This window comes from Streptomyces sp. JH34 (assembly GCF_029428875.1).
GTDB lineage: Bacteria > Actinomycetota > Actinomycetes > Streptomycetales > Streptomycetaceae > Streptomyces.
On sequence record NZ_JAJSOO010000001.1, the window covers coordinates 6922047 to 6938635 of the forward strand.

General features: G+C 71.4%; 15 protein-coding genes. 5 read left to right on the plus strand and 10 right to left on the minus strand.

Annotated elements, in window-relative coordinates; translation table 11 throughout:
- Nucleotides 1-60: 60 nt before the first annotated feature.
- Complete coding sequence (pgm, locus tag LWJ43_RS31070) at nt 61-1704, plus strand: phosphoglucomutase (alpha-D-glucose-1,6-bisphosphate-dependent) (RefSeq protein WP_277335496.1); 1644 nt, start codon at nt 61-63, stop codon at nt 1702-1704.
- 54 nt (nt 1705-1758) lie between these two features.
- On the opposite strand, the gene meaB is transcribed toward pgm, so the two are convergent.
- From meaB to LWJ43_RS31095, 5 genes are all read right to left on the minus strand, one after another.
- Nucleotides 1759-2751, minus strand: a complete 993-nt coding sequence (gene meaB, locus LWJ43_RS31075; protein ID WP_277335497.1) for a methylmalonyl Co-A mutase-associated GTPase MeaB — start codon at nt 2749-2751, stop codon at nt 1759-1761.
- Nucleotides 2752-2762: 11 nt separating this feature from the next.
- The gene (scpA, locus tag LWJ43_RS31080) at nt 2763-5012 is read right to left on the minus strand and encodes a methylmalonyl-CoA mutase (RefSeq protein WP_277335498.1); all 2250 of its coding nucleotides are present in this window, start codon (nt 5010-5012) and stop codon (nt 2763-2765) included.
- Nucleotides 5012-6868 (minus strand): methylmalonyl-CoA mutase family protein, encoded by a 1857-nt coding sequence (locus tag LWJ43_RS31085; RefSeq protein ID WP_277335499.1) that lies wholly within the window; start codon nt 6866-6868, stop codon nt 5012-5014. The genes scpA and LWJ43_RS31085 overlap by 1 nt, the downstream gene beginning before the upstream one ends.
- A gap of 167 nt (nt 6869-7035) precedes the next feature.
- Nucleotides 7036-9420 (minus strand): excinuclease ABC subunit UvrA, encoded by a 2385-nt coding sequence (locus LWJ43_RS31090; RefSeq protein ID WP_277335500.1) that lies wholly within the window; start codon nt 9418-9420, stop codon nt 7036-7038.
- A 117-nt stretch (nt 9421-9537) separates the two neighbouring features.
- The gene (locus tag LWJ43_RS31095) at nt 9538-9720 is read right to left on the minus strand and encodes a hypothetical protein (RefSeq protein WP_277335501.1); all 183 of its coding nucleotides are present in this window, start codon (nt 9718-9720) and stop codon (nt 9538-9540) included.
- A gap of 115 nt (nt 9721-9835) precedes the next feature.
- Between LWJ43_RS31095 and LWJ43_RS31100 the strand changes: the two genes are divergently transcribed.
- Together LWJ43_RS31100 and LWJ43_RS31105 are read left to right on the plus strand one after the other, a co-directional pair.
- Nucleotides 9836-10330: an SHOCT domain-containing protein gene (locus LWJ43_RS31100; RefSeq protein WP_277335502.1), complete on the plus strand. Its 495-nt coding sequence runs from the start codon at nt 9836-9838 to the stop codon at nt 10328-10330.
- A gap of 107 nt (nt 10331-10437) precedes the next feature.
- Nucleotides 10438-11235, plus strand: coding sequence for a tyrosine-protein phosphatase (locus LWJ43_RS31105; RefSeq protein WP_277335503.1), 798 nt, complete (start codon nt 10438-10440; stop codon nt 11233-11235).
- Between the two features lie 78 nt (nt 11236-11313).
- Here the strand turns inward: LWJ43_RS31105 and LWJ43_RS31110 are convergent, their stop codons facing one another.
- Complete coding sequence (locus LWJ43_RS31110; RefSeq protein ID WP_277335504.1) at nt 11314-11871, minus strand: hypothetical protein; 558 nt, start codon at nt 11869-11871, stop codon at nt 11314-11316.
- Nucleotides 11868-12470, minus strand: coding sequence for a hypothetical protein (locus LWJ43_RS31115; RefSeq protein ID WP_277335505.1), 603 nt, complete (start codon nt 12468-12470; stop codon nt 11868-11870). The genes LWJ43_RS31110 and LWJ43_RS31115 overlap by 4 nt, the downstream gene beginning before the upstream one ends.
- A 307-nt stretch (nt 12471-12777) precedes the next feature.
- Between LWJ43_RS31115 and LWJ43_RS31120 the strand changes: the two genes are divergently transcribed.
- Complete coding sequence (locus LWJ43_RS31120; protein WP_277335506.1) at nt 12778-13260, plus strand: GNAT family N-acetyltransferase; 483 nt, start codon at nt 12778-12780, stop codon at nt 13258-13260.
- A 66-nt stretch (nt 13261-13326) separates the two neighbouring features.
- On the opposite strand, the gene LWJ43_RS31125 is transcribed toward LWJ43_RS31120, so the two are convergent.
- Nucleotides 13327-13713: a VOC family protein gene (locus LWJ43_RS31125; RefSeq protein ID WP_277335507.1), complete on the minus strand. Its 387-nt coding sequence runs from the start codon at nt 13711-13713 to the stop codon at nt 13327-13329.
- 348 nt (nt 13714-14061) lie between these two features.
- Here LWJ43_RS31125 and LWJ43_RS31130 point away from each other — a divergent pair, with 348 nt between their 5' ends.
- Nucleotides 14062-14601 carry a DUF6328 family protein gene (locus LWJ43_RS31130; RefSeq protein WP_277336044.1) on the plus strand — a complete coding sequence of 180 codons (540 nt, stop codon included), beginning with the start codon at nt 14062-14064 and terminating at the stop codon, nt 14599-14601.
- Nucleotides 14602-14610: 9 nt separating this feature from the next.
- Here LWJ43_RS31130 and LWJ43_RS31135 read toward each other — a convergent pair whose 3' ends face one another.
- Nucleotides 14611-15438 (minus strand): VOC family protein, encoded by an 828-nt coding sequence (locus LWJ43_RS31135; protein WP_277335508.1) that lies wholly within the window; start codon nt 15436-15438, stop codon nt 14611-14613.
- 100 nt (nt 15439-15538) lie between these two features.
- Nucleotides 15539-16534, minus strand: a complete 996-nt coding sequence (locus LWJ43_RS31140) for a cation diffusion facilitator family transporter (protein ID WP_277335509.1) — start codon at nt 16532-16534, stop codon at nt 15539-15541.
- Nucleotides 16535-16589: the final 55 nt, after the last annotated feature.

Below are 16589 nucleotides of genomic sequence, written 5' to 3' on the forward strand. Positions count from 1 at the left end.
CGTGATGATCGTCCGCCCCGTGGCGGTCCGCGAACGGCCGATGAGGACAGAGGAGAAACGATGGTTCACGAACGGGCCGGTCAGCCGGCGCAGCCCGGAGACCTGGTGGATGTGGCACGGTTGGTGACGGCCTACTACACCGTTCACCCCGACCCGGCAGAGCCCGGCCAGCGTGTGGCCTTCGGGACCTCGGGGCACCGTGGATCGGCGCTCGCGGCGGCGTTCAACGAGGACCACATCGCCGCCACCACCCAGGCGATCTGCGACTACCGGGAGCGCCAGGGTACCGACGGACCGCTGTTCCTCGGCGCCGACACCCACGCACTGTCCGAGCCCGCCCGGATCACGGCGGTGGAGGTGCTGGCCGCCAACGGCGCGACCGTCCTGATCGACAGCGACGACGGCTACACCCCCACGCCGGCCGTCTCGCACGCGATCCTGACGTACAACCGTGACCGCACGGGCGGCCTCGCCGACGGCATCGTCGTCACCCCTTCGCACAACCCGCCCGCCGACGGCGGGTTCAAGTACAACCCGCCGCACGGCGGCCCTGCCGGGTCGGACGCCACCTCCTGGATCCAGGACCGGGCGAACGCCCTGATCGAGGGAGGGCTGAAGGAGGTCCGGAGGATCCCCTACGCCCGGGCGCTCGCCGCGGACACCACCGGACGGCACGACTTCCTGACCGGCTACGTCGACGACCTTCCGGCGGTCCTGGACCTGGACGCCGTACGCGACGCCGGCATCCGGATCGGTGCCGACCCGCTCGGCGGCGCCTCGGTCGCCTACTGGGGGCGCATCGCCGAGCGCCACCGGCTCGACCTCACGGTGGTCAACCCGCTCGCCGACCCGACCTGGCGCTTCATGACGCTGGACTGGGACGGGAAGATCCGGATGGACTGCTCGTCGCCGTACGCCATGGCCTCCCTGATCGAGCGCCGCGACGCCTACACCATCGCCACCGGCAACGACGCCGACGCCGACCGGCACGGCATCGTCACCCCCGACGGCGGACTGATGAACCCCAACCACTACCTCGCCGTCGCGATCCGCTACCTCTACGCGCACCGCGAGGGCTGGCCCGCCGCCGCCGGCATCGGCAAGACCCTGGTCTCCTCCTCCATGATCGACCGCGTCGCCGCCGATCTCGGGCGGCAACTGGTCGAGGTCCCGGTGGGCTTCAAGTGGTTCGTGGACGGTCTGTTCGGCGGCACACTGGGATTCGGCGGCGAGGAGTCCGCGGGAGCGTCCTTCCTGCGCCGCGACGGCCGTGTGTGGACCACCGACAAGGACGGAATCCTGCTCGCCCTGCTCGCGTCGGAGATCACCGCCGTCACGGGCTCCACCCCCTCCCAGCACTACGGCGAACTCACCGCCAGGTTCGGCGATCCGGCCTACGCCCGGGTCGACGCCCCGGCGACCCGTGAGGAGAAGGCGGTGCTGGCCCGGCTCTCCCCGGAGCAGGTCACGGCCGACACGCTGGCCGGGGAACCGATCACGGCCGTGCTCACCGAGGCGCCCGGCAACGGCGCGGCCGTCGGGGGACTCAAGGTCTGCACCGACAGCGCGTGGTTCGCCGCGCGCCCGTCGGGCACGGAGGAGGTCTACAAGGTGTACGCGGAGAGCTTCCAGGGGGCCGAGCACCTGGCGAGGGTCCAGGACGAGGCCCGCGCCCTGGTCTCCGACGCACTCGGCGCCGGCTGACGTCGGGGCGGGCGCACCCGGCACCGCGTGCGCCCGCCCCCGCCGGACGGGCTTTCAGCCGCGGCCGCGGAACGCCCGGAGAATCTCTTCGGCGGCCAGCGTGGCCGTCAACTCGCCTTCCCGGACACGCTGTTCGACCTCCGGTGTCAGGGCGCGCACCGCCGGGTGGCCGCGCAGGCCGTCCAGCAGCTCGTCGCGGACCATCGCCCAGGTCCAGTCCACCTGCTGCTCGCGGCGCTTGGCCGACAGACGCCCGGTGGACTCGAGGAGCGTACGGTGCTGCTCCAGCTGCTCCCACAGGGCGTCCAGCCCGGTCGACTCCCTTGCGCTGCACGTCAGCACCGGGGGAGTCCAGGCCGCGTCCACCGGGTGCATCAGCCGCAGCGCTCCCGCCAGTTCACGCGCCGCCGCGCGGGCGTCGCGTTCGTGCGGGCCGTCGGCCTTGTTGACCGCGATGGCGTCGGCCAGCTCCAGGACGCCCTTCTTGATGCCCTGCAGCTGGTCTCCGGTACGGGCCAGCGTGAGCAGCAGGAAGGTGTCGACCATGTTGGCGACCGCCGTCTCCGACTGCCCGACGCCGACCGTCTCCACCAGCACCACGTCGTAGCCCGCCGCCTCCATCACCACGATGGACTCCCGGGTCGCCTTGGCCACTCCGCCGAGCGTCCCCGCGGTGGGGGAGGGGCGTACGAACGCCCGCGCGTCCACCGCCAGCCGCTCCATCCGGGTCTTGTCGCCCAGGATCGAACCGCCCGTCCGGCTGGACGACGGGTCCACGGCCAGCACCGCGACCCGGTGCCCGAGCCCCGTGAGCAGGGTGCCGAGGGCGTCGATGAACGTGGACTTCCCGACGCCCGGAACCCCGCTGATCCCGATGCGCCGGGCGCGCCCCGAACGGGGCAGCAGCTCGCTGAGCAACCGCTGCGCCTGCACCCGGTGGTCGGGGCGGGTCGACTCGACGAGGGTGATCGCGCGGGCCACGAACGCCCGCTTCCCGTCGAGCACGCCCTTGGCGTACGCGTCGATGTCGATCTCGATCCGCGCCATCCGTCAGCGGCTCACAGCTCGTGGCCGAGCGCGGCACCGAGCCGCGTGACCAGGTCGTGGGCGGCGTCCGGGATCACCGTGCCGGGCGGGAACACCGCTGCGGCACCCGCCTCGTGCAGCGCGTCGACATCCGCCGGCGGGATCACTCCTCCCACCACGATCATGATGTCCTCCCGGCCCTCCGCGGCCAGTTCCTCGCGCAGCGCCGGCACGAGCGTGAGGTGACCGGCGGCCAGCGACGAGACGCCCACGATGTGCACGTCCGCCTCGACCGCCTGCCGGGCGACCTCGCCCGGCGTCTGGAAGAGCGGGCCGACGTCCACGTCGAAACCCAGGTCGGCGAAGGCCGTCGCGATCACCTTCTGGCCGCGGTCGTGTCCGTCCTGGCCCATCTTGGCGACGAGGATGCGCGGACGCCGCCCCTCCGCCTCCTCGAAGTCGTCGACGAGGGCGCGTGTGCGGTCCACGGACGGGGACTCTCCTGCCTCTTTGCGGTACACCCCGGAGATCGTACGGATCTGGCCCGCGTGCCGGCCGTAGACCTTCTCCAGCGCGTCCGAGATCTCCCCGACGGTGGCCATCGCCCGGGCGGCGTCGACCGCCAGCGCCAGGAGGTTGCCCTCGAGACCCGGCCCGGGGTCCCGCTCCGCCGCCGTGGTCAGCGCGGCCAGCGCGTCCTGGCAGGCCGTCTCGTCGCGCTCCTCGCGCAGCCGGCGCAGCTTCTCGATCTGCTGGGCGCGTACCGAGGTGTTGTCGACCTTGAGGACGTCGATCTTCTCGTCGGTCTCCACCCGGTACTTGTTCACCCCGATGACAGGCTGACGTCCGGCGTCGATCCGCGCCTGCGTACGGGCCGCGGCCTCCTCGATCCGGAGCTTCGGGATGCCCGCGTCGATGGCCTTGGCCATCCCGCCGGCCGCCTCGACCTCCTCGATGTGCTGCCAGGCCCGCCGCGCCAGGTCGTGCGTCAGCCGCTCGACGTACGCGCTGCCGCCCCACGGGTCGATGACCCGGCAGGTGCCGGACTCCTGCTGGAGCAGCAGCTGGGTGTTGCGGGCGATCCGCGCCGAGAAGTCCGTCGGGAGGGCGAGCGCCTCGTCGAGTGCGTTGGTGTGCAGCGACTGGGTGTGCCCCTGGGTCGCCGCCATCGCCTCGACACAGGTGCGCGTCACGTTGTTGAACACGTCCTGCGCCGTCAACGACCAGCCGGACGTCTGCGAATGGGTACGCAGCGAGAGGGACTTGGAGTTCTTCGGGCCGAACTCCTTGACCATCTTCGCCCACAGCAGCCGCGCCGCCCGGAGCTTCGCGATCTCCATGAAGAAGTTCATGCCGATCGCCCAGAAGAACGAGAGGCGCGGGGCGAACGCGTCCACGTCCAGGCCCGCGGCCTGCCCGGCCCGCAGGTACTCCACGCCGTCGGCCAGGGTGTAGGCGAGCTCCAGGTCGGCCGTCGCGCCGGCCTCCTGGATGTGGTAGCCGGAGATCGAGATCGAGTTGTACCGCGGCATCTTCTGCGAGGTGAACGCGAAGATGTCGGAGATGATCCGCATCGAGGGGCCGGGCGGATAGATGTAGGTGTTGCGGACCATGAACTCCTTGAGGATGTCGTTCTGGATGGTCCCGGCGAGCTTCTCGGGGGCGACGCCCTGTTCCTCGGCGGCGACGATGTACAGCGCGAGGACGGGCAGCACCGCGCCGTTCATCGTCATCGACACCGACATCCGGTCCAGCGGGATGCCGTCGAAGAGCTGGCGCATGTCGTAGATCGAGTCGATCGCCACACCCGCCATGCCGACGTCACCCGTCACCCGGGGGTGGTCGCTGTCGTAGCCGCGGTGGGTGGGCAGGTCGAACGCGATGGACAGGCCCTTCTGCCCGGCCGCGAGGTTGCGCCGGTAGAAGGCGTTCGACTCCTCGGCCGTGGAGAACCCGGCGTACTGACGGATCGTCCAGGGCTGGTTGACGTACATCGTCGGGTACGGACCGCGCAGGTACGGTGCGATGCCGGGGTACGTCCCGAGGAAGTCGAGCCCTTCCAGGTCCTTGCCGGTGTACAGCGGCTTGACCTCGATGCCCTCCGGGGTCTCCCAGAGCAGCTCGTCCTCGGACCGGCCGGCCGACTCCTTGACCGCGGTGCGCCATTGCTCCTCGGACGCCCCGGCGGGAGCGCCTCCTGTCAAGGACACGTCGGAGAAGTCCGGCACCACGGAGGCCGGCACCACGGGCACGTCGGTCCCGGTCGTCTCGGGGGTCTGCATCACGCCACTCCCATGCGGTCGAGTTCGGAGGAGAGGACGGCGACCACGTCGCAGCCGGCGAAGACGTGGACGTCGGCGCCCGCGTACTCGGCGGGGCGTCCTGCCAGGAAGACCTGCTCGGCGCCGGCCGCCCTCAGGGCCGTGGCGACGTCCTCGGCCTGTTCGCCGTAGAGGGCCTCGGTCGAGCACAGGCAGGCGATGCCGGCGCCGCTGGCGGCGAAGGCCGCGGCGGCGGTCGAGGCGTCCACGGAAACCGGGTCGTGGACCGGCTCGATGCCGCCCGACAGGAACAGATTCGCGGCGAAGGAGGCGCGAGCGGTGTGTACCGACGCCGGCCCCAGAGCGGCCAGGAACACCTTCGGACGGCTTCCCGTCGCCGCGAGATGCGCGTCCGACCTCGCCCGCAGCGCCTCGAACGCCTCGTCGCGCCGGACCTTCGGCAGCCCGCCGGACGCGGGTCCGGCGGGTGCGGCCACGCGCTCCACTGGCCGCTCCTGAAGCGCCGGGAACTCGCTGACCCCGGTGACCGGTTCCTTCCGTCGCGCCAGGTCCTTGCTCCGGGCCCCCCAGGTGGCGGCGAGCCGCTCCCGGACCATGCCCGACCGGAGCGCGGAGGCCTGACCGCCCGCCCGCTCGACCTCCTGGAAGAACGCCCACGCGGAGGCGGCGAGTTCGTCGGTCAGCCGCTCGACGTACCAGGACCCGCCCGCGGGGTCCGTCACCCGGGCCAGATGGGACTCCTCGATGAGGATCGTCGAGGTGTTGCGGGCGATCCGCCGGGCGAACGCGTCCGGCAGACCCAGCACGTGGTCGAACGGCAGTACGGTGACCGACTCGGCTCCGCCGACACCCGCGCCCAGACACGCCAGGGTCGTCCGCAGCATGTTCACCCACGGGTCACGGCGCGTCATCATCACCGACGACGTCACGGCGTGCTGCCGCTGCGCGCCGGCGTCCGGCGCCCCGCACACCTCGGCGACACGGGCCCACAGCCGCCGGGCCGCGCGCAGCTTGGCGATCGTCAGGAACTGGTCGGCCGTCGCCGCGTACCGGAACTCCAGCTGTGCGCAGGCCTCCTCGACGGAGAGCCCCGCCGCCGTCAGCTCCCGCAGATAGGCGACCCCGGTGGCCAGCGACAGCGCGAGCTCCTCGGCGGCCGAGCCGCCCGCCTCGTGGTACGGCAGCGCGTCCACGGCCAGGGCGCGCAGCCCGGGGTACTCGCGGGAGCACAGGAGCGCCCAGTGGACAGCGGTGCCCAGGTCCGGCCCCGCCCCCGTACGGGCGGCCTGCCCGAGCGGATCCACCCCCAGGCTGCCGCGCGCGGCCTCCTTCGCGAGCCCCCTGGCCTCGTACAGGCCGAGCAACTCCCGTACGGCGGGGCCGGGATCGGCACCCGCGTCGAGCACGAGCGGAGCCAGGTCGAGATGGACACCCTCCAGCGCCCGGGCGAGGCCGGAGACCGGAACGCCACCGGGCCCGCCCACGGCCAGCCAGAGCGATGTGACGCCGTTCTCCAGGTCGCCGAGCAGAGCCTCGTTCAGGCGTACGGGATCGGCCAGTTCGTGGCGCTGGCGCACGTCCCAGCCGTCCGTGGTGTTCCCCGTGGCCCTGCTGCCCCGGGTGAAGGGGGCGAAGCCGGGCAGACCGGGGTCGGGTGACGCGTCGGCGGAGGTGTACAGAGGGCGGACCGTGAGTCCGTCCCCGAGCGAGGTGGACAGTGCTTCCTCGGCTGCCGCGCCCGCGACGTCCTTGCCCGACCTGCGCAGTACGCCTTCGACGAGGCTCTGCCACTGATCGTGGGAAGGGTCGGTGAACTCGGCGGCCGGAGAAAACCCGTCAGCAGGCAGGACCGTCATGCTGGAGATGCTAGGTCAGCACTCTGAAGCGCAGCAGGGCAACTGACTGTGACCTTGCACTCTCCGAAATGTGCCTGATCTCCCGGCTGGGTGGCCTTGTCCTCGGGCCATGACCGGGGAGGCGAAGCCCGGCGCCCCGTGGAGGGCGGGCGCCGGGCAGCCTCCGGTCAGGCGCCGACGTAGGCCGCGAGGTGCTCGCCGGTGAGCGTGGAACGGCCGGCGACGAGGTCGGCAGGCGTGCCCTCGAAGACGATCCGGCCCCCGTCGTGACCGGCCCCGGGCCCGAGGTCGATGATCCAGTCGGCGTGTGCCATGACCGCCTGATGGTGCTCGACGACGACGACCGTCTTGCCGGAGTCGACGAGTCGGTCGAGCAGGCCGAGCAACTGCCGGACATCTGCGAGGTGGAGACCGGCGGTCGGCTCGTCCAGGACGTAGACACCGCCCTTCTCCGCCATGTGGGTGGCCAGCTTCAGCCGCTGACGCTCGCCGCCGGACAGCGTGGTGAGCGGCTGGCCGAGGCTGAGATAGCCGAGCCCCACGTCGGAGAGCCGCCCGAGTACGCGGTGCGCGGCAGGGACACGCGCCTCCCCGGCGCCGAAGAACTCCTCGGCCTCGGTCACCGACATGCCGAGCACCTCGCTGATGTCGCGGCCGGCGAAGCGGTACTCCAGTACGGCGGGCTGGAACCTCCTGCCCTCGCACTCGTCGCAGGTCGACGCGACACCGGCCATCATCGCCAGATCGGAGTAGACGACGCCTGCCCCGTTGCAACCGGGGCACGCGCCCTCGGAGTTGGCGCTGAACAGGGCGGGCTTCACGTCGTTGGCCTTCGCGAACGCCTTGCGGATCGGGTCGAGCAGTCCCGTGTACGTCGCCGGGTTGCTGCGCCGCGAACCGCGGATCGCGCCCTGGTCGACCGACACGACGTTCTCGCCGGGAGGGATCGACCCGTGCACGAGCGAGCTCTTGCCGGAACCGGCAACCCCTGTGACGACGGTCAGCACCCCGAGCGGCACGTCGACGTCCACGTCGCGCAGGTTGTGCGTGCCCGCGCCGCGGATCTCCAGCACGCCGGTGGGTTCGCGCACGGTCTCCTTGACGGCGGCCCGGTCGTCGAAGTGACGGCCCGTGACGGTGTCCCCGGCCCGCAGCCCCTCGACGGTGCCCTCGAAGCAGACGGTGCCGCCCTCCGTACCCGCGCCGGGGCCGAGGTCGACGACGTGGTCGGCGATCACGATCGTCTCCGGCTTGTGCTCCACGACCAGCACCGTGTTGCCCTTGTCGCGCAGCCGTAGCAGCAGACCGTTCATCCGCTGGATGTCATGGGGGTGCAGACCGATGGTCGGCTCGTCGAACACATAGGTGACGTCGGTGAGCGAGGAGCCGAGGTGCCGGATCATCTTGACGCGCTGCGCCTCGCCGCCCGAGAGGGTGCCCGACGGCCGGTCCAGCGAGAGGTAGCCGAGGCCGATCTCGACGAAGGAGTCGAGGGTCCTGCCCAGCGCGGTGAGCAGCGGCCCCACGGACGGCTCGTCCAGACCGCGGACCCAGGTGGCCAGATCGCTGATCTGCATCGCGCAGGCGTCGGCGATGCTGATCCGATCGATCTTCGAGGACCGGGCGCCCTCGCTGAGCCGGGTGCCCTCGCACTCGGGACAGGTGGTGAAGGCGACCGCCCGCTCCACGAACGCCCGGATGTGCGGCTGCATCGCCTCCTTGTCCTTGGACAGGAAGGACTTCCGGATCTTGGGGATCAGCCCCTCGTAGGTGAGGTTGACACCGTTGACCTTCACCTTGACCGGCTCCCCGTACAGGAAGTCCTGGAGCTCCTTCGCGGTGTACCTGCTGATCGGCTTGTCCGGGTCGACGAAGCCCGACTGGGCGTAGACCTGTACGGTCCACTGGCTGTCCGACTTCCAGCCGGGGATGGTGAACGCGCCCTCGGCGAGGGACTTGGAGTCGTCGTAGAGCTGGGTGAGGTCGATGTCGGACACCGCGCCCCGGCCCTCGCACCGCGGGCACATGCCGCCGGTGCGGTTGAAGGTCGCCTTCACGGCCTTCTTGTTGCCGCGCTCGACGGTGATCGCGCCGCTCGCCCTGACCGATGGCACGTTGAACGCGTACGCGCCGGGCGGGCCGAGGTGCGGTTCGCCCAGACGGGAGAAGAGGATGCGCAGCATCGCGTTGGCGTCGGTGACGGTGCCGACCGTGGAGCGCGGGTCGGCACCCAGCCGCTGCTGGTCGACGATGATCGCCGTCGTCAGCCCCTCGAGCACGTCGACCTCGGGCCGTGCCGGCGTCGGCATGAAGCCTTGGACGAAGGCGCTGTAGGTCTCGTTGATCATCCGCTGCGACTCGGCGGCGATCGTGCTGAACACCAGCGAGCTCTTACCCGAGCCGGAGACCCCGGTGAACACGGTCAGCCGGCGTTTCGGGATCTCGACGCTGACGTCCTTGAGATTGTTCACGCGCGCGCCGTGCACGCGGATCAGATCGTGGCTGTCGGAAACATGCGGCGCGGGTGCCCGCGTGTCCGTCCTCGTGGCCATGCTCGTCGGTTCCCCATCCGTTACGCGGTGGCCGCCGGGCGGCCACCGTCGGCGTCGCCGGCGCGGTCGCGGCAACGGTCGCTGTCTATCAGAATCACGCTGTCGTCGGCGGCGGAATCATGCGCGAGGCCGGCTGACGCGCAGCACATTGCAGGAGGGGCCGTCGCGCAGCTCCGGGCCGAGGGCGTCCCGGTGGCAGGCCGGCGCCGTGTCCTGGACGCCGACGGCGACGAACCGCCGCGAACGCTCGATCTCCATGCGGACGACGCTACGGGCGGCGGGGAGCTTCCGCTTCTTCATTCCTGACCGGTCGTGCGGCCGCAGCTTCGGTCTCTGTCAGCAATTTTCACAGTGCGTCACTGATTGCCCGAAGTTATGCTGCTGTCGATCCAGAACCGCAGGGGAAGGACGCATCGTGCCCGTGGGACCCGTGGAGTACCTCGTCGTCACCTTTCCCGGCGGCCGCTTCGCCGACGCGATCGCGCCCGTGCTGGCCGACGCCGTCGCGTCCGAGGCGGTCCGCATCCTCGATCTCGCCTTCGCCCGCAGAGCCGCGGGCGGCGCCGTCGAGCGTGTCGAACGGGCCGAGATGGACCCGCAGGGACTCGTACCCTTCGATCCACCGGACGACCGCCCGGCCGGGCTGCCCCGGATCGCGGAGCTCGACGTGCTCGAGGGCCTGCCCGAGGCGCACTCTGCCGCGCTGATCGTGTGGGAGGACCTCTGGTCGGTACCCCTCACCCGGGTGGTCGAGGAGGCGGGTGGCCGGCTCCTGGCACACGAGAGGGTCCCGGCGGACGGTGGGGACGACGTCATCACGCTGCTCGAGAGGCTCGCGGACCTGAAGCAGCGGGGTGTTCTCACCGACGAGGAGTTCTCGGCGCAGAAGACAAGGATTCTCGCCGACTGATCCACCCGCCGGCCGACGCCCCGTACCTCACGCTCCCTTTGTCGATATCCGTACGCCGTGCGACGTTGATTCCGACCTGCAGTCTGTCGGGAAAGAGGCAGTTCATCGTGCAGACCGCCCGGGCCGTCCCCGCCTCGACCATTGTCAATCTGCGCGATCTGGGTGGCATCGCCCTGGGGCGCCACCGCCGCCTGCGCCAGGGAATCCTCCTGCGCTCGGGCCAGCTGAGCGAATTCGACGCCGAACACGACATGGCGGTGACCGCCCTCGGTATCCGTACCGTCGTCGATCTGCGCACCGCCGACGAGCGCCGGTGGGCGCCGGACCGGCTCCCGACGGGCGCGAGGCTCTTCGTCGCCGACGTGCTCGGCGACAATCCGGGGATCACGCCGGCCCGGCTCAAGGCGCTCCTCGGTGACCCGGTCGGAGCAGCCTCTCTGCTCGGCGGCGGGAGGGCGGAGGAGCTCTTCGCGCAGACGTACCGGGAGATGGTCCTCTCCCCGGGGGCCGCGGCCGCCTACCGGGCCCTTCTCGACACCGTTTCCGATCCTCGGGCGAGGCCGCTGCTCTTCCACTGCGCGACCGGCAAGGACCGGACCGGATGGGGCACCGCGCTGCTGCTCATGATGGCGGGTGCGTCGCGTGAGGTCGTCAGAGCGGAGTTCCTCGCGGTGAACCGGGCGGTGCGCGCCGCCTTCGGGCCCGCGGTGCGGCGCTTCCTCGACGAGGGCGGGGACCCGGACATCGCGTCCGCGGTCATCGAGGCCCGGCCCCGGTATCTCGAAGCGGCCCTCGACGCGATGGACGAACGCTGGGGCGGGCTCGACGGTTACCTCGGCAAGGCGCTGCGACTTCCCCCGGCGGTGGCCGAGCGGCTGCGCGCCGACCTGGCCGTCCCCGTCTGACGGCCGGCCCTGGACGCGGCGGGCCCGGTACCACGTCCGAGGACGTGGTACCGGGCCCGCGTGCTGTGGGGGCGACGCTCAGATCTTGAGCAGATGTTCGCTGAGGTCGCGGTAGTGCTGAAGCGCCACGCGGAGTTCCTCCGTCTGGGCTTCGGTGTCCTGTTCCTGCCAGCTCGCGCGCAGGACGCGCTTGCGCTCGGCCAGGGCCTCGGTCAGGCCCGCGACGATCTGGTCGAACGTGCTCTCCGCCTCCTCGACGGCCCGGCGGGGGCTCTCGACGAAGTCGGTCACCGCGTGCTGCATCCGCTGCGACAGCCTGTCCTGGTCGCCGCGTGGGACCAGGGGCCGGTCGGTGCCGGTCGCCTCCTGGTGGCCTGCCCGCTCCGTGTGCGCGCCGGCGGGGGGTGTTCGCGGGGCGGGCGGAACGCCGTGGCCGCCGAGCTTCTGATCCAGGCCCTTTCTGTCCACCGGTGCGTGGGGGGCCGTCGTTTCCGCGGTCCTGCCCTGTGCGGTTCCGGGGTCCCGCTCGGGCGTGCTCACCGACGGGTCCCGCTCATGCGTGCTCACCGCGGGGTCGCCCCGCCGGGGCTCGGTGCCGAGTACGGGATTCGTCATGCGCTCGGTGTGGTCGGTCATGCTGCACTGCCTTTCGCCTCGTGCCGGTCCGTCCGGGCCGTTTCGTCGTGCCGGCCCGTGGTCCGGCCCGTGTCGTCAGGTGAGTCCGCGAGGAGGACGTCGAAGAGGGCCCGGGACTCGCTCAGGGCCCTCCGCATCTCCTCCGTGCCGCCCTGGCCACGCACGGCGGTGTGCACCCTTCGGTAACCGTCGACCTGCTCGGCGTGATGGACCGAGAGGGCGTCCGTCTGCTCCTGGAAGCTGCCGCCGTCCGGGAAGCCCCGGTCGCGCGCCAGCTGGGCGAGCAGCGCGTCCGCCTCGACGACCGCGTCCCTGGGAGAGTCGATGAACCGTTCCTGCACCTCGGCCCAGCGGCGGGCGTACGCCTCGCGGGCTTCCGGTCGCAGGGGTCGCTCGGAGAGGGAGCCGTGCGCCTTCACCCGCTCGGAGAGCTCGTGCTCGGCGGCCTTCGTGTCGCCGTCGTGACGGGCGACCGTCCGGGCGTACTCGGATCCGAAGCGACGCTGCAGCCCACGCCCACCGGTCCCTCGTCCGCGGACGAGGTAGAAGGCGAGCGCTGCCACCAGGACGACGGCGACGATGATCACCACGGTCGTCATGGCCGACGCTCCCGTCGGCTCGCGGTCGGTGCGTCGTGCTGTTTCACTCTCGTCAACCCCTTCCGGTCCGAGCCCGGTTCGGTGTGTGACCGGGCTGCGTGCATGAGGCGTGTAACCCTCTCCACGCCGTTCATGCCGGGAATGCTCCCGGCATCCTGGAAAAGCCGGCCCGAAGGCCCTCCGCCGGACGGCCGCGGTGCCGTCAGTCGCGTGCCGACCGAGGCGAACGTGGGGGAGCGGCACGCCGGGAGGCGGGTCCGCCGAGGGCCACGCGTGCCGGGCTTCGGAAGTGCGTAATACTCGACGCATGAGATCGAGTATTACGGATCGACGTGGCGGAGTCCGGGTCAGACCGGCGGTCGCCCGCGACGCGAAGCGGCTCACCCGTCTGGTCACCACGTCCGGTGCCTACGAGGGCCCCTACGCCCCCCTGGTCGAGGGGTACAAGGTCGGCCCCGACTACATCGAGGCGCACGAGGTCCACGTGGCCGTGGACGACGACGGCCGCATCCTCGGCTTCTACGCGCTGGTCGTGTCCCCGCCGGAGCTCGACCTGATGTTCGTGGCCGACGAGGCCCAGGGGCGGGGAGTCGGGCGGTTCCTCGTCGGGCACCTGCTCGGGCGGGCGCGCCTCGCGGGTCTGACCGCCGTGCGCGTGGTCGCGCACCCTCCCGCCGAGGGGTTCTACCGCAGCATGGGCGCCGAGCGCACCGGCACCGTCGTGGCCCGTCCGCCCGCGGTCATGTGGGACCGGCCCGAAATGGTGCTCACGGTCGACGGCGGCCTCTGAGCCGGAGGGCCCGGCCGCGATCGGGGATCGCGGCCGGGCCCTCCGTGTGCCCTGCGGCAGGGGCCGCTACGACCAGCCGCCGTACGGGCGGGTGATGAGCTCCAGCCCGTGTCCGCTGGGATCCAGGAAGTACACCCCGCGTCCGCCGTCGTTGTGGTTGATCTCGCCGGGCTGTTTGCGGTGGGGGTCGGCCCAGTACTCGATTCCCTGCTCCTCCATGCGGCCGAAGGCCGTGTCGAACTCCGCCTCCGAGATGAGGAACGCGTAGTGCTGCATGGTGATCGACGCGGCGGGAACGGTCGCGAAGTCCAGCGTGACGCCGTTCGCGAGGACGACCGGGATGAAAGGTCCCCATTCGGTACCGACGGTCAGATCCAGAAGCCGCGCCAGGAATTCGGCGGACTCGCGGTTGTCCCGGCTGTGGACGATGGTGTGATTCAACTCGACTGACACTGTGGAATGCCTCCAACGGGCATCTCACGGGCTACCTCCACGCCTCACCCGGCCGGTGACCGACGCGCGATGCCGTAGGACGATCTTAAGCGAGTTGTCACGGTGCGTCGAGGTATGGCCCTCGCTCGGCATCGATTTCCGGCCCGCCCGCCCGGTTGCCGGTGTGGTGCTTTTCCCGGCGGCTGCCACCATGAGGAGGACCGGCCGGTGCGCTGTCCCGCGACTGCCGGTCACGCGGAGGACCTCAGGATTCACGAGGGCTCCTCGGGGAACCAGTACCACCTCGACGAGGTGGGGGAGGCATCGATGGGGCAGATACCGACGGGCAGCGACGGGACCGGTGGGGACATGGCCGGAAGGAACCCGCGCAGCGGACGGCGGGAGACCGACGAGGAGCGGGCGGACCGGCAGTGGGGCGAGCTGCTCCAGGAACTCCGGGTCGCGCAGACCGGCGTCCAGATCCTCTTCGGCTTCCTGCTCGCGGTCGTCTTCCAGCCCCGCTTCGCGGATCTGTCCACCGCCGACCGGAACATCTACGTCGTGACCGTGATGCTCGGCTCGGCCACCGCGGCCGCGCTGATAGGCCCCGTGTCGTACCACCGGCTGCTCACCGGACGGCGGATGAAGCCGCAGACGGTGACCTGGGCCGCACGGCTGACGAAACTGGGGCTCGGCCTGCTGTTCTGCACCATGTGCAGCACGCTGCTGCTCATCCTGCGCGTGGCGCTCCACAACGTGACCGCGCTCTGGCTGGTGGGCGGGATGGCCCTGTGGTTCCTGGTCTGCTGGTTCGTGTTCCCGCTGTGGGCCATCGCCCGGGGCGGCCGCCGCGAGCCGGCCGACGGGGCGGAGGCCGAGGACTCCGAGGATTCCGGCCCGCGTCCCTGACCCTCCGGTTCAGCCGTCGTCGACGTCGGCCGGGCTGCGTACGTCCGTCACGGTGAAGAGACCGCCGTCCGGGTCCCTCAGGGTCGCTTCGCTGCCGTGCGGCACCTCGCGCCGCTCCATGAGGGTTCCGCCGTTCCGCTCCGCGGCGAGGACCGTCGCGTCCACGTCGGCCACCGGGAACTGCACCTGCCAGTGCGGGCGCACCTGCGGGTCCGGAGCGGCCTCCACGGCACCGGAGCTGATCCGCGCCAGTGGGCGTCCGTTGCAGCGTACGAGTACCTCTTCCCTCACGTAGGCGATGTCGCAGCCCCCGGGCTCCCCGCTCTCCCAGCCGAGGACCTCGCCGTAGAAGATCGCCGCGTCGAAGGCGTCCCTGGTGCGCAGCCGCAGCCAGGCGTGTGCCCGGTTCCCGGACGGCGCGAGGGTGGAGGCGCGCCCGGTCCACTCCCAGACGCCGAAGGAGGCGCCGTCCCGGTCGGCGGCCAGGACAGCGCGGCCCTGGCCCACCGTCAGCGGGCCCACCGCCACGGTGCCGCTGCGTTCACGGATGCGGGCCGCCACGACGTCGGCGTCCTGGACGGAGAAGTACGGCATCCAGGCCACGGCCACCTGGTAGGCGGACGCCACCGCGCCGATACCGGCCACCGGTACCCCGTCGGAGCGCGCCATGACGAAGTCCCGGCCCAGCGGTCCGAGGCGGAACGTCCAGCCGAGAACGGCGCCGTAGAAGAGCTGCGCGTCCCGGAGGTCGCGGGTCACCAGATGGACCCAGCACGGGGCGCTCGCACCGCTCAGCACTGCGGGTTCCGGCACGGTCCGACGGTCGCCAGGAGTCATGGTCCACTGCCCTATCGGTTCTGCGGCACGACTTCTTCCGTGCCGCGCGGCCAGGACCAGCCTCATGCGCCCCGACGACTCCCGCAACACGCGGCGGCGATCACACCCCGCCCCGGGGCGGCGCGTTCGTGATGTCGAGGAAGACGTGCTCGGCCTCCGGCCAGGAGCCGGCGATCGCCCGCTTGATCCGGACGGCGACCCGCTCGACCTCCTCGCTGTCGATGCCGGGAGCCAGATCGATCCTGGCTGCCACCAGCACCGAGTCGAGGCCGAGTCCCATGGTGAACAGGGCCGCCACGTTGTCGATCTCCTCCTGGGAGGTGAGGAGTTCCTCCACGCCCCGGCGCATCCCGGGGTCGGCGGACTCCCCGATCAGCCGGTCGCGGGCGTCCTTGCCGAGCCGGAACGCGACGTAGACGAGCAGTGCGCCGATCCCCAGAGAGGCCGATGCCTCCCACACGACGTCTCCGGTCACCATGTGCAGCACCATCCCGGCCATGGCCAGCACCACCCCCAGCACGGCCGTGCTGTCCTCGGCGATCACCGTCCGCAGGGCGGGGTCGCGAGCGGCGCCCTTCTCGCCGCGGAGCTGCAGCAGCGCACGGACCAGCGACGCTCCCTCCGCCAGCAGGGCGACCCCGAGGACGATCAGACCCACCGTGTAGCCGTCGTGCGACTGCTGTTCGTGGCTGCCGAGTGCCTCGAAGCCCTGGAAGAACGAGAAACAGCCGCCGACGACGAAGATCCCGACGGCCGCGAGCAACGACCAGAAGTAGCGCTCCTTGCCGTAGCCGAAGGGGTGACGGGCGTCGGGCGGGCGGCGGCTGCGCCGGAGCGCGGCCAGCAGGAAGACCTCGTTCACACTGTCCGCCACGGAGTGGGCCGCTTCGGACAGGAGGGCGGGCGAACCCGACAGGAGGCCCCCCACTCCCTTGGCCGCGGCGATGACGAGGTTGGCGCCGAGCGCGACCAGGACGGTCACGCGGGTCTTGTGGTCCGACTCCGGCACGTGCGTCTTGTGGTCCGACTCCGGCACGTGCGTCTTGTGGTCCGACTCCGTCACTCGGGTCGTGCGGTCCGACTCCGGCCGCTTCATATGCCCCCCGGTTCCATGGTCCTCCGATCGAAGGCGAGAGGTGACGCCGCGCGGG

Coding starts and splice junctions, on each gene's coding strand:
- pgm (WP_277335496.1), top strand. CDS start 61: ATGGTTCACGAACGGGCCGGTCAGCCGGCGCAGCCCGGAGACCTGGTG.
- LWJ43_RS31085 (WP_277335499.1), bottom strand. CDS start 6,868: ATGACGGTCCTGCCTGCTGACGGGTTTTCTCCGGCCGCCGAGTTCACC.
- LWJ43_RS31130 (WP_277336044.1), top strand. CDS start 14,062: ATGGCCGGAAGGAACCCGCGCAGCGGACGGCGGGAGACCGACGAGGAG.
- LWJ43_RS31090 (WP_277335500.1), bottom strand. CDS start 9,420: ATGGCCACGAGGACGGACACGCGGGCACCCGCGCCGCATGTTTCCGAC.
- meaB (WP_277335497.1), bottom strand. CDS start 2,751: ATGGCGCGGATCGAGATCGACATCGACGCGTACGCCAAGGGCGTGCTC.
- LWJ43_RS31120 (WP_277335506.1), top strand. CDS start 12,778: ATGAGATCGAGTATTACGGATCGACGTGGCGGAGTCCGGGTCAGACCG.
- scpA (WP_277335498.1), bottom strand. CDS start 5,012: ATGCAGACCCCCGAGACGACCGGGACCGACGTGCCCGTGGTGCCGGCC.
- LWJ43_RS31095 (WP_277335501.1), bottom strand. CDS start 9,720: ATGAAGAAGCGGAAGCTCCCCGCCGCCCGTAGCGTCGTCCGCATGGAG.
- LWJ43_RS31115 (WP_277335505.1), bottom strand. CDS start 12,470: ATGACGACCGTGGTGATCATCGTCGCCGTCGTCCTGGTGGCAGCGCTC.
- LWJ43_RS31110 (WP_277335504.1), bottom strand. CDS start 11,871: ATGACCGACCACACCGAGCGCATGACGAATCCCGTACTCGGCACCGAG.
- LWJ43_RS31135 (WP_277335508.1), bottom strand. CDS start 15,438: ATGACTCCTGGCGACCGTCGGACCGTGCCGGAACCCGCAGTGCTGAGC.
- LWJ43_RS31140 (WP_277335509.1), bottom strand. CDS start 16,534: ATGAAGCGGCCGGAGTCGGACCGCACGACCCGAGTGACGGAGTCGGAC.